At 68.5% G+C, this 12,176-nt stretch carries 9 protein-coding genes; 4 read left to right on the top strand and 5 right to left on the bottom strand.

Going from position 1 to position 12,176, the window contains the following annotated elements; genetic code table 11:
- Positions 1–196: 196 nt before the first annotated feature.
- Entirely contained in the window at positions 197–2,326 is a 2,130-nt protein-coding gene (locus G6N60_RS02155; protein WP_163731900.1) for a hypothetical protein, read from the top strand.
- Between the two features lie 18 nt (positions 2,327–2,344).
- Here G6N60_RS02155 and G6N60_RS02150 read toward each other — a convergent pair whose 3' ends face one another.
- Both G6N60_RS02150 and G6N60_RS02145 read right to left on the bottom strand, forming a co-directional pair.
- A complete protein-coding gene (locus G6N60_RS02150) occupies positions 2,345–2,563 on the bottom strand; it encodes a hypothetical protein (protein ID WP_163731898.1) in 219 nt (72 codons plus the stop codon).
- Between the two features lie 84 nt (positions 2,564–2,647).
- Complete coding sequence (locus G6N60_RS02145) at positions 2,648–3,106, bottom strand: FAS1-like dehydratase domain-containing protein (protein WP_163731895.1); 459 nt, start codon at positions 3,104–3,106, stop codon at positions 2,648–2,650.
- 84 nt (positions 3,107–3,190) lie between these two features.
- Here G6N60_RS02145 and G6N60_RS02140 point away from each other — a divergent pair, with 84 nt between their 5' ends.
- Positions 3,191–4,174: an alpha/beta fold hydrolase gene (locus G6N60_RS02140; protein ID WP_163731892.1), complete on the top strand. Its 984-nt coding sequence runs from the start codon at positions 3,191–3,193 to the stop codon at positions 4,172–4,174.
- Here G6N60_RS02140 and hrpA read toward each other — a convergent pair.
- Together hrpA and G6N60_RS02130 are read right to left on the bottom strand one after the other, a co-directional pair.
- Positions 4,169–8,107 (bottom strand): ATP-dependent RNA helicase HrpA, encoded by a 3,939-nt coding sequence (hrpA, locus tag G6N60_RS02135; RefSeq protein WP_163731889.1) that lies wholly within the window; start codon positions 8,105–8,107, stop codon positions 4,169–4,171. The genes G6N60_RS02140 and hrpA overlap by 6 nt on opposite strands.
- A 22-nt stretch (positions 8,108–8,129) precedes the next feature.
- A complete protein-coding gene (locus G6N60_RS02130; protein WP_163731885.1) occupies positions 8,130–8,948 on the bottom strand; it encodes a PHP domain-containing protein in 819 nt (272 codons plus the stop codon).
- Positions 8,949–9,004: 56 nt separating this feature from the next.
- Between G6N60_RS02130 and G6N60_RS02125 the strand changes: the two genes are divergently transcribed.
- Complete coding sequence (locus G6N60_RS02125; RefSeq protein ID WP_197746913.1) at positions 9,005–9,943, top strand: SGNH/GDSL hydrolase family protein; 939 nt, start codon at positions 9,005–9,007, stop codon at positions 9,941–9,943.
- Between the two features lie 9 nt (positions 9,944–9,952).
- On the opposite strand, the gene G6N60_RS02120 is transcribed toward G6N60_RS02125, so the two are convergent.
- Positions 9,953–10,948 carry an ABC transporter substrate-binding protein gene (locus G6N60_RS02120; protein WP_163731882.1) on the bottom strand — a complete coding sequence of 332 codons (996 nt, stop codon included), beginning with the start codon at positions 10,946–10,948 and terminating at the stop codon, positions 9,953–9,955.
- Positions 10,949–11,101: 153 nt separating this feature from the next.
- On the opposite strand from G6N60_RS02120, the gene G6N60_RS02115 reads away from it, so the two are divergent.
- Positions 11,102–11,995 (top strand): mycobacterial-type methylenetetrahydrofolate reductase, encoded by an 894-nt coding sequence (locus tag G6N60_RS02115; RefSeq protein WP_163731879.1) that lies wholly within the window; start codon positions 11,102–11,104, stop codon positions 11,993–11,995.
- Positions 11,996–12,176 lie beyond the last annotated feature (181 nt).

The following is a 12,176-nucleotide window of genomic DNA, read 5'->3' as shown; positions in this document are numbered from 1 at the left end:
GCAACGGAGTTGGGCAACACCAGGGAGTAGGAGGCTGACACCACGACGATCGACGACCTCGCCATTGAGCACGACATGACGATACGAATATCGCTGTCAGGCAATTGGATTCCGCTAGAACGAACAATCCCAGCCGGTTGGCCCATCGTCGACTCGGCTGCCTAATTCGCCCAACAACATGACCAGGAGATGATCAGTGAACGAGAAGTGGATGTGCAACGACCCGGCCAGCCGCGTGCGCGCACTCGTGGCGACCGCGGTGACGTCGGGGGCCTTCCTGTCCGGCGCCCTGATGGCAGCGGCGCCGGCATTCGCGGAGTGCACGACTGCAGACGCCAACTGCACCACCTCGTCGAACACCCAACCCTCAGGGGTCCCGTCGCAGCGAGAACGCAACGACGCGGACGTGAACTACTTGCTGGCCCGAGGTGAGTTCGTCCGGCTCCAAGGCGTCGAAGAGCAAGCGCGACGTGAACGCGACGAGGCCCTCAAGAACAGCGGCGGAAACATGGACGATCCGCGTTTCGCCGAGAAGTATCGCGTATGGAACGACGCCCAGTTGGCCCTCAAGGCGGCTGACGAGAAGGCAACTGCCGCAAGCAATATCGTCACTCAGCTGGAGAAGAGGGTTACCGACGCGGCCGCCAATGCCGCGGCCGCGCAGCGCGCGGAAGAAGATCGAGTGGCCGTCAAGTGGGGCGGGCCCACCAAAGCCGAGCTCGACGACGCATACAACAAGACAGACGCGGCTCAGAAAGAATCCAGACGCCTAAAGGACATCTACGAATCGTGGCACCAAAAGATCCACGAAACTGCCGAAGCATACTTTGCGGGAAAATATCCAAAGAGCGAACGCTCAAAAATCGAGTGGGGAGAGAACGACGCGTTCTGGGCCTGGAAAGCAGCCGAAGACAAAGCGGAGGCGGCTAGGGCAGCCCAGCGGGCTCTCATGGACCGGGCCGACGAGGCGGTGAAGAAGCGCGAGGCCCAAGAGGCTAAGGACGCGGCCGCGGAAGAGGCCGAATTCCGAAGCCTCGCCAATTGGGGCGGAGTAAGTCACGCCCAATTCGAGGAAGCCAACAACCGCACACTCGCGCTCCAAAACGAAGGCATCCGACTGCAGGCCATCGTGGACAAGGCGCAGGACGAAGCGTGGGCAGCCCGACAGGCCTACGGCATGAACGATCCGCGCTACCTGGAGAAGCAGCGCATCTTCGATGAGGCGGTGCAGGCCAACACCGTTGTGTATCACCAGGAATGGGAGAGCGGAAACTTCTACCAGAGCTTGGTCGAGAAGAACAAGGCGGCCCAGGCTCGGCAAGCGGAGGACGCAGAGGCCCGGCGACAGGAGGCCAGGAACATCTACGGTCCCCCCGCCGAAGAGGTGGACGAGGCCAAGGCGCGCATGAAGTCGGCCCAGGAAGCAGCCGCGCCCCTACAGGTCAGCGCAGACAAGGCAAACCAGGAACTCACCGATGCTCAGCAGGCCTATGGAGCCGATGACCCGCGTACGAAGGAAAAGCAGCGGGCCTTCGACGACGCCGTGAACAAGCTGGGCGGCGCCAATCAGACGGAGTTGGAAGCCCGTAAGCACTACGAAGACTTGGTGGCGCAGGTCAACAGGGCGGACAAGCGACGTGCGGCTCGGGAAGAGGCCGAGCGGCAGGCAGCCAAGGAGGCCGCGGCGGCAGACCCCGAGGCCGCGAAGAAGAAGGAGGAAGCCGACAAGCTGGCCGCCGAGCGAGATCGCCTCAGCGCCAAGGCAGCCAAGGCTTGGCTCGAACTGAAGTTCGCCTCGGACATGTATGGCCCGGGAAGCAAGAACCCGCGCTACCAGGAAAGGCTGAAGGCGTACGAAGAAGCGTCGAAGCTCCTCGAACCGTTTGCCGAGAAGAGTGACCCCGAGCCTTCCAAGGACGAGACGGCGCCGAGCCCGACACCACCGGCCAATTCGGACAATGCGGACCAGAAGAAGGAGTCGTCCGAAGAAGCGAAGACGACACCGGCCGAGACGAAGCCAACTGACTCCAAGCCAGCGGAATCCGACGCGTCGGGGTCCGCGTCGAGCGAGTCGAAGCCAGCGGAGACCAAGCCGGGCGAGTCGAAGCCGGACGAAAGCAAGCCGGCGGAGTCGAAGCCCGACGAGACCAAGCCGAGCGAGACCAAGCCGGGCGAGACCAAGCCGGCCGAGTCGAAGCCCGACGAGTCGAAGCCTGCGGAGACGAAGCCGACGGAATCCACGTCAGCGAAGACGAAGCCTGCGGAAACGAAGCCCTCGGACTCCAAGGCCGACCAGAAGCCCGCAGACTCCAAGCCCGCCGAATAATCGCCTACTACACCCCGGTCAGAACCGACCGCGGTGAATGATGATGAGCTGCGGCGGCTGCTGCACCACGGGCGCGTTGGCGGTGATCTGGCTATTGCCAGGCGACCCGCACTGCGTGGCATTGCCGACGTCGGTGCAGCTCATCTGATTGGCGGAAGCCAGCGGTGCGGCGGCAATCGCGGCGGCGGCGCCCCCGGCGATGAGGAACGGAACGAAATGGCGAGCGGTGACGTGCATGAGATCCTCTAGTCGAACAATGACGCAATGGATTGAAGTCGATGACTTCGTTAGCAACGCTCACGATCGGCACGCTATTCCGTGTCACGCCTCGGGTTCGGGGGCGCTCCGTCCGGCCATGGTGGTGTAGTCCTCCTGCACCAGGTCGCCGTCCTGGTTGGTGATCCAGCTCTTGAGCACCAGCACGTCGGCGCCGAAGGCCTGACGGAGTTCGTCGATCCGGATGCGGCAGTACAACTTGTCGCCGGCCTTGATGGGCCGCAGGAACTTCAGGCCCTGTTCGGCCTGGATCATCTTCTCGTCGAAGATCGGAATGTTGGCGTGCTCGAAGAACGCCATCTGCGCGCGGTAGCCGAACAGCGAGATGTACGTCAGCGCCGCCAGGATGGCGTCGTGGCCCAGTTCGGCCGCGGCGGCCTCGTCGAAGGACGACGGATCCACGCTCTTGACCGCGGCGGCATGATGGCGGATCTCCTCCCGACTGACCTCGTAGTAGTCGGGGTGCACGTAGGTCATGCCAACGATGTCCGGTGACAGTGCCATGGTTGTCCAAACTAGCCGGTGGCCCGTTTGCCATGACACCGGACACCCGGCGGGTGCCCAGCGTGCATGCGCGAAGATGGGGTGATGACGCTCACTCACGCGGACGTGCAGGCCAACGGCATCACCGCTCACACGGTCTCCGTGGGTGAGGGACCACTGGTGCTGTTCTGCCACGGCTTCCCCGAATCGTGGTACTCCTGGCGACACCAACTGGACGCGGTGGCCAACGCCGGGTTCCGCGCCGTCGCGATGGACATGCGCGGCTACGGCGGCACCACCGCGCCCGAGCAGATCGGCGCGTACTCGATGAGCCACCTGGTCGGTGACACCGTGGGCGTGGTCGCCGCGCTCGGCGCCGAGCAGGCGGTCATCGTGGGCCACGACTGGGGGGCGCCGGTCGCCTGGTACAGCGCGCTGATGCGGCCCGACGTGTTTCGCGCCGTCGCCGCGCTGAGCGTTCCCTACACCCCGCCGATCGGCGGCCTGCCGCCCGGATTCTCGATGAATGCGCTGATGCAGTCGGCGGCGGGCGACCGGGAGTACTACCGGCTGTACTTTCAGGAGCCCGGTCGAGCCGAGGCCGAGATCGAGGCCGACATGGAGCGCTTCGTCCGCGGGTTCCTGTACGGGGTCAGCGGCGACATCGTCGAAGACGGTGTGCACGAACAGGGTTGGGCCGGTTACTTCCCCAAGGGCGAACGGCTCGTCGACCAACTGGTGGTGCCGGAGACCCTGCCCAACTGGATTACCGAGGACGACGTCGCGTTCTACGTCGGCGAGTTGTCGCGCACGGGCATCCGCGGCGGTCTGAACTGGTACCGCAACCTCGATGCCCTGCCCACGGTGTTGGCGCCCTTCGTCGGCGCCGTGATCGAGCAACCGTCGCTCTACCTCGCGGGCGAGTACGACCTGGTGGCCGGCAACACCGAGGAAGCGTTGGCCGGGATGCGGGCCACATTGCCGAATCTACATGCGCTGCAGGTATTTTCGGGCGCCGGGCACTGGCTGCAGCAGGAGCGGCCCACCGAGGTCAACGAGGCACTGCTCGACTTCCTCGCCACCCTATGACGTGACGGCGTCGATGGCGCGGTAGATGCGCTGCTCGCTGACCGGACGCGCCGTGCCGAGCTGTTGGGCCCACAGGCTCACGCGGAACTCCTCGATGAGGCGCGCGACGTCGCGGACGTCCTCGGCCGCGGCCCGCGACGGTGAAAGCGACTGCTGCAGTTCGGCATACGCATCCTGCAGGGCGTGCACACGGGCCATCCGCTCGGAGTCGGCACCGATCGCATGGGGCAGCCGCTCCAGCCGTCGGCCGATGGCGGTCACGTAGCGCGCCAGATCGAGCAGGTGGGCCGCACCGGTCGCGCTGACGAAGCCGGCCGGTAGCAGCGCGGCCAGCTGCGCCCGGATGTCGGCGATCGCCGGGGCCTGCGCGGGTGGGGGCGTGGACGGCAGCGCGACCTGCACGTCGTGCAGCGCGGCGAGCACCCGTTCGACCCGCCGGAGGACGTCGCGGGTGGTCGACGCCAGACCGCTCACGACCCGGTCCCGCATGGTGGTGAACTCGGCGCGGCTCCACGCCGGATCCGGGGCCAGGGCGGCCACCGCCGCGTCGGCGCAATCGTCGAGAAGCGCGGCCAGCGAGCCGTCCGGGTTGGCGCCCAGGGTCAGCCGCGTCCGGGTGTCCAGCTGCTTCTCGATGGCCTTCACCGGGGACGGCACCGACAACCGCAGCAGTCGCCGGGTGCCGGGCCCCATTGCGGCGGCCTGTTCGGCGGGGGTGGCGAACACCCGCACGTCGACGCCCGCCCCCGCGTCGACGAGGGCCGGATAACCGCGGACCGCGCGCCCACCGCTCTCGACCACGCGTGGCAGCTCGTCCATGTCGTCCGGCCAGGCGCGCAGGCCCTTGCGTTCGAGCGCGCCGGCGAAGGCGTCGGCGACGGCATCGCGGACCGGCGCGGCGAGCCGCTCCTGCAGCACCTCCAGGTCCTTGCCGCGGGCCAGTTCGGTGCCGTCGTCGGACTCGACGGCGAACGTGACCCGCAGGTGGTCGGGCAGCTTGGTGAGGTCGAACGCGTCGACCGGCACCAGAATCCCGCTGCGGCGCTGCAGTTCTCGTTGCAGCGCGTCGAGCAGGGGTCCGTTGCCGGGATCCAGGGTGGTGAGGACCGCGCGGGCGGTATCGGGGGCCGGCACGAAGTTGCGACGCAGGTCCTTCGGCAGCGACCGGATCAGGGCGGTGATCAGCTCCTCGCGCAAAGCCGGTACGTGCCAATCGAATTCGTCACCACTGAGGCGTGCGAGCACCTGCACGGGGACGTGCACGGTGACGCCGTCGTCCTCGGCGTTCGGCGCGAAGCGGTAGGTCAGCGGCAGCGACAGGTCATCGGCCTCCCAGCTGTCGGGCTGCTCGGCGTCGTCGTCGTGGCGCAGCAGCTCGTCGCGCGTGAAGGTCAGCAGGTTCGGCGTGCGGTGCCGCTGCTTCTTCCACCAACCGTCGAAGTGCCGTGCCGACACCACCTCGGCGGGCACCCTGGCGTCGTAGAGCGCATAGATCTCGTCGTCGTCGACCAGCAGGTCGCGGCGGCGCGCCCGCTCCTCCAACTCGGCCAGTTCAGTACGCAGCGCGGCGTTGTCGCGGAAGAAGTGGTGGCGCGTCTGCCAGTCCCCCTCGACGAGCGCGTGCCGGATGAACAGCTCCCGCGCCAGCTCGGGATCGACCTGCGCGTACTGGATCCGACGGTGGGTGACCAGTGGCAGCCCGTACAGCGTCACGCGTTCATAGCCCATGACCGCGCCGCGCCGGGCGTCCCAGTGCGGCTCGCTGTAGGTTCGCTGCACCAGATCGCCCGCGACGCGTTCGACGGCGTCGGGCTCGATGAGTGCCGCGATGCGGCCGAACAGCCGGCTGGTCTCCACCAGATCGGCGACGACGACCCACCGCGGCGGCCTCCTGGTCAGAACCGAACCCGGCGCCAGGACGAACTTCGAGTTGCGCGCGCCCAGATACTCCCGCCCGTCGCCCTCGCGCACCCCGACGTGCGACAGCAACCCGGCCAGCAGCGCGGCGTGCACGCGCGCGGGGTCGGCCGGCTCGATGTCGTCGCTTTCGCGGATGCCCAGATCGCGAGCGATGCTGCGGAGCTGACCCGTGAGATCCTGCCACTCCCTGATGCGCAGGTAGTGCAGGAACTCCGCGCGGCACATCTTGCGAAAGGCACTGCCGGACAACGCTCTTCGCTGCTCACTCAGATAGCGCCACAGGTGCAGGTAGGAGTTGAAGTCACTGGTCTCGTCGGTGAAGCGGGCATGCCTCTGCTTGGCGGCCTCCTCGCGATCGATCGGTCGCTCGCGAGGATCGGGGATCGACAGCGCGGCGGCGAGCACCAGCACCTCGCGCACGCAGCCTTCGGCGTCCGCGGCGAGGATCATTCGGCCGATGCGCGGATCGAGTGGCAGCTTCGCCAGCCGTCGGCCGAGGTCGGTGATCGCACCCTCGGCGTCGAACGCGCCCAGCTCGCGCAGCAGCTGCACACCGTCGCGGACGCTCCGCGCGTCCGGCGGGTCCAGGAACGGGAAGCTCGCGATGTCGCCGAGTCCGAGGGCCGTCATCTGCAGGATGACCGCGGCCAGATTGGTGCGCAGGATCTCGGGATCGGTGTAGCGGGGCCGGGATTCGAAGTCGGCTTCGGAGTACAGCCGGATGCAGACGCCCGGCGCCGTGCGTCCCGACCGACCCGCCCGCTGCGCGGCCGACGCCTGCGAGATCGGTTCGATGGGCAGCCGCTGCACCTTCGTCCGACGGCTGTAGCGCGAGATGCGGGCGGTCCCCGGATCGACGACGTAGCGGATGCCCGGCACCGTCAGCGACGTCTCTGCGACGTTGGTCGCGAGCACCACGCGTCGCTGCGAATGCGGCGCGAACACCTTCTGCTGCTCGGCGGTCGGCAGCCGCGCATACAGCGGTAGCACCTCGGTGAACCGCAGCTCCTCGCGCAACGCCTCTGCGGTGTCCCGGATCTCGCGTTCACCCGATAGGAACACCAGCACGTCGCCCGGCGGCTCGGCCTCCAGCTCGCGGACGGCGTCGACGATGGCCTCGGTCTGGTCACGCACCTCGGTGCGGATGACGTCGTGGTCGGGGTCGTCGGGGTCCTCCTCGCCGTCGTCTACGACGGGGACTTCCAGTGGGCGGTAACGGATTTCGACGGGATACGTGCGGCCCGACACCTCGACGATGGGAGCATTCCCGCTGGATCCATGTTCGCCTCCGGCGCTGGATCCATGTTCGCCTCCGGCGAAGTGCGCCGCGAAGCGCTCCGGTTCGATCGTCGCCGACGTCACGATGACCTTGAGGTCGGGACGGCGCGGCAGCAGCTCGCGCAGATACCCGAGTAGGAAGTCGATGTTGAGGCTGCGCTCGTGCGCCTCGTCGATGATCAGCGTGTCGTAGCGCAGCAGCCGCCGATCGCGCTGGATCTCGGCGAGCAGGATGCCGTCGGTCATCAACTTCACCAGCGTGCGGTCACTCGCGTGGTCGTTGAACCGCACGGTGTAGCCGACCGCATCGCCGAGCGGGACGTGCAGCTCGTCGGCGATGCGCTGGGCGACGGTGCGGGCCGCGAGCCGTCGGGGCTGGGTGTGGCCGATGGTGCCGCGGATGCCGCGGCCCAGTTCCAGGCAGAGCTTCGGCAGCTGCGTCGTCTTGCCGGACCCGGTCTCGCCGGCGATCACGACGACCTGGTTGTCCCTGATCGCGGCGGCGATCTCGTCGCGCATCGCGCTGACCGGCAGATCGGGATAGGTGATCTCGGGCACGGCGGCGAGGCGGGTGGCGACGAGCGCCTCGGCGGCGGTGAACTGTTCGGCGAGCCTGGCCACCGTCTCGGGCTTGGCGCCGCGCAACCCGCGCAGCCGACGCCGGAGCCGATCGGCGTCGCGGATCGTCAGACCGTCGAGGCGCGAGCGCAGCTCGCTGACGGACGGTTCGGACACTCAGTCAACGATAGGCGAGCGTTCAGCGACGCCAGAAGTCGTACTCGTCACGCCCGGGCCGGAAGCCGGCTGCCTCGACGACGTCCACGGCCACCTCGAACTGGTCCCCCACCCGCAGCGGCACGTGGGCATCGCTACCGAACGACACCGCTGGGCCGCCCTCGTCGTACCACCACTGCATCAGCGTGGCCGACGCCAGCGGGCTGGCCGTGTTCAGCTCCAGCGGCCGGTCCGAGGCGGCAAGCGCGCGAAACACGGTGCGGTACTCCTCCTCGAAGTCGGCCTCGCGGTACGCGCCGTCCCGCGCCGGCCAGTAGCGGCGCGGGTAGTCGCAGTGTGCGAGCACCTGAAAGACGTCGGAACCCTCGACGAGGCGCAGCAGTTCGGCGAAGTAGGCCCTGACGAGGTCGGCGGCGGGCATCGTGCCGAACACGTCGTTGGCGTATACCAACCGGCCGTCGTGGACGATCGAGTGCAGCGAGCCGAGCACGCGGTCGAAGGTCCCGGACTTCAAGACCGCGGCGACGCTGCCCGCGAAGTGGTGCGGTTCGCCCGCCTCGATGCCCGACAGGATGCGAAGTTCTGGGAATTGGTCGCGACACCGCTCGATGCTCTCGAGGTATCCGTCGACGTCCAGTGAGTGGACGCGCCGACGGACGCCGACGGACGCGCCGGCGGGTGGCTGGTCGGCCTCACCCCATTCGGTGAAGTCGACGTGCTCGGTGAACGCGATGGCGGGCAGGCCGACCTCGACGGCGCGGCGGCAGGCGCCCTCCATCGAGGCCTTCGGACCGGTGTCCCAGGAGAACTGCGTATGGACGTGGTTGTCGGAGGGCAACACGCGTCCACAGTGTCACGTTCGGGGGCATGGACGCGGGGCCCGGGTATGAACGGGTGATGGCCTCGAACCGAATCCGCCGGGCGATCGGCGTCGTCCTCCTCGTGGCGTCGGTCGTGACGGCCTGCGACGACCTCCCCGCGCCGCCCCCCGGAACGGCCGCGTCGAGACCGTCAGCGGCGCCCGCCACGCAGGCCCAGCCGCCCGATGCGCCCGCCGGCTCGGGACCTCGCTACGTGGCGATGGGGGACTCGGCCGCCGCGGCACCCCTGGTCCCCGACCAGGCTCAGCCGCTGGGGTGCTTCAAGTCCACCAACGACTACCCGTCGGTGCTGGCCCGGCGGATCGGGGCCGCGTCGTTCGACGACGTCACCTGCAGTGGCGCAAGGACCGAGGACCTCGTCTCCCGCTCGCAGACGATCCGCAACGGCACGGTCGCGCCGCAGGTGGACGCCGTCGCGGCCGACACCCAGCTCGTCACCGTCACGATCGGCGGCAATGACGTCGACCTACCGAAGATCGCCTCGACGTGCCGCCGGACGTCGCTCGACGTCGCGCCGTGCGCACCGGGCCTCGTCGCCGACGGCAGCGACGGTGGGGACGGCATCTCGCAGGCGATCGACGCGCACGCCGCGAGCTGGTCGGCGCTCATCGACGCCATTCGCGACAAGGCCCCGACGGCCAGGGTGATCGTCGTCGGCTACGGCACCTACGTCCGGCCGCAGGGGTGCTTCCCCGCCGAGCCGATCAACCCCGTCGACGCCGCGTACTTCCAGAGCAAGGTCGACGAGTTGGACGCCCGTCTGCAGCAGGTCGCCCAGCAGCGGGGGGTCGACTTCTTCGACAGCAGGCCGCTGACCGTCGGACACGACATCTGCGCCGCTCCCGAGGACCGCTACGTCGAGGGCTTCGCGCCCATACACCCGGCCGCGCCGCTGCATCCCAACGGCGCAGGGGCCGCCGCGCTGGGGTCCGCGCTGGCCGCGTATCTGGGGTAGGGCCCGGCGTCAGGCGTTGGACAGGTCGGCGACCGGCTTGCCCGTGAAGGCGTTGCCCAGTTGCGGCACCAACGCGTTCAGCGCGTAGAGCATCGCGTTGGGTCCGCCGAAGGCGAGGGCGCCGCTGAGGGTCGAGTCCGAGCCCGCGTACAGGGTGCGACCGTCGCGGACCACGCCGAGCCGCTGGAAGGCGGGCGAGCCGGCCAGCTGCTCCCTGCTGAGTCCGTTGACGAACAGGGCGTCGCCGTCGAGCACGCCCAGCTTCTCCTCGGAGACGTCGCCGACGGTGTCCCCGGTGTTCAGTCCGAGCCCGTCGAAGATCGCGTTGCGGGGGTCACCCTTGCCAATTACGTAGTGCGCGTTGGCCTCTGACGTGAAGTCCGACACCAGCCTCTTGCCGGCGAATTCGGGATGCGCGGCCTTGGCTTCGTCGAACTTCGCGTCGACCCGGTCCATCAGCTCGCGGGCCCGGTCCTCCTTGCCGAGCGCCTTGCCCGTGGTCATCAGCTGCACGTTCCACGGCGTCTCTTCGGCGGGGTAGTCGGCGGACTGTAGGACGGTCGGCGCGATCTGCGAGAGCCGGTCGTAGGTCTTGCGGTCGATGGTCTCGTTGATGGCGAAGATGACGTCGGGCTTGGCCGCCGCGATGCCCTCGAAGTTGATGGTGTCGCCGTCGATGGCGGGTACGCCCTTGCCGCCGGTGGCCTGCTGCACCCACGGGAACTGGTCGTAGTTCTCGAAGTAACCCCCGCGCGTGCCGACCGGCACCACTCCGAGCGCCAGCACGAAGTCCTGGTCGATCCAGCCCGCGGTGACCACGCGCTGCGGGTTCGCGGGAATCCTGGTCTCGCCGAACTGGTGCGAGACGGTGACGGCGTCGGCCGCGGGCGCCGGTGCCGCGGGGGTGGTGGTGCCGCAGGCCGACAGCGTCGCCGCCGCGAGGAGCAGTGTGCAGAGCAGGGCCAGGGTGCGCGCCGCGCGCAGAGACGGTCCGGTGGGTCGCATTTGGTTAGGCTAACATTACCTAGGTTGGGTTTTGTTGGCTCCGTGCGCCAATCGGTAGGGTGGCGTCCCGGCGGCCCGCACCCTCGGGCCTCGCGCCACCGGTCACGCGCAACGGAGCGTCGGATGCCGGTGCATGTCGCAAGGAGCAGTCTGTTGGCCCTCAACACCATCGCGCTGGAGCTCGTCCCGCCCAACGTGGACCGGGGCGCCGCGTTCGCCGTCGACGAGGCCCACAAGGTGTTGCGCCTGGCCGCCGAGTCCGGCATCGAAGGCCGCATTCGCCACGTCATGATCCCCGGGATGATCGAGGAGGACGACGGCCGCCCCATCGAGATGAAGCCCAAGCTCGACGTCCTGGACTACTGGTCGATCATCCGGCCCGAGCTGCCGGGCACCAGCGGGCTGTGCACCCAGGTGACGTCGTTCCTGGACGAGTCGGCCCTCGGCGAGCGGCTCATCCGGTTGCGCGATGCGGACTTCGAGGGCATCGCCTTCGTCGGGGTACCGCGCACCATGGCCGACGGCGAGGGCGCCGGCGTCGCCCCCACCGACGCCCTGTCCCTCTACCGGGACGTCGTCCCCAACCGCGGCGCGATCCTCATCCCCACGCGCGACGGCGAGCAGGGCCGCTTCGGCTTCAAGTGCGGCCAGGGCGCCACCTACGCGCTGACGCAACTGCTCTACTCCGACGCGATCGTCGGGTTCCTGCGCGAGTTCGCCGCGACCACCGACCACCGCCCCGACGTCCTGCTGTCGTTCGGCTTCGTGCCGAAGGTGGAGACCAACGTTGGCCTGATCAACTGGCTGATCCAGGATCCCGGCAACCCCGCCGTCGCCGCCGAGCAGGCCTTCGTCAAGGAGCTCGCGGCCGCCGAACCCGCCGACAAGCGCAAGCGGCTGGTCGAGCTGTACAAGCGGGTCGTCGACGGCGTCGGTGACCTCGGCTTCCCGCTGAGCATCCACTTCGAGGCCACCTACGGGGTGTCCCGGCCGGCGTTCGACACCTTCGCCGAGATGCTCGACCACTGGGCCCCCGACCGCCCGTAGGCGTTGCTCGGCGCCCGTTGCTCGGCGGCCGTTCACGTGCCTGCCGCTCCGGGCCATGATGCCGTTTGGCGCGCTACACGCCGCTTCGTCACCACGGTCGCGATCTGCGCCCGAAGGGCGCTTTTCACGACCGCCACGTGCGGATCGCGATTAGTCCCCTCGCCGGCACTGTTCCGACAGA

The sequence above is a fragment of the Mycolicibacterium madagascariense genome (genome assembly GCF_010729665.1).
GTDB classification, from domain to species: Bacteria; Actinomycetota; Actinomycetes; order Mycobacteriales; family Mycobacteriaceae; genus Mycobacterium; species Mycobacterium madagascariense.
This window is presented reverse-complemented; position numbering and strand designations above follow the sequence as displayed.

Bases quoted from the DNA above. Each gene is read 5' to 3' on its own strand.
- G6N60_RS02150 (WP_163731898.1), bottom strand. From the start codon at position 2,563: ATGCACGTCACCGCTCGCCATTTCGTTCCGTTCCTCATCGCCGGGGGC.
- G6N60_RS02145 (WP_163731895.1), bottom strand. From the start codon at position 3,106: ATGGCACTGTCACCGGACATCGTTGGCATGACCTACGTGCACCCCGAC.
- G6N60_RS02140 (WP_163731892.1), top strand. From the start codon at position 3,191: ATGACGCTCACTCACGCGGACGTGCAGGCCAACGGCATCACCGCTCAC.
- G6N60_RS02125 (WP_197746913.1), top strand. From the start codon at position 9,005: ATGGCCTCGAACCGAATCCGCCGGGCGATCGGCGTCGTCCTCCTCGTG.
- G6N60_RS02120 (WP_163731882.1), bottom strand. From the start codon at position 10,948: ATGCGACCCACCGGACCGTCTCTGCGCGCGGCGCGCACCCTGGCCCTG.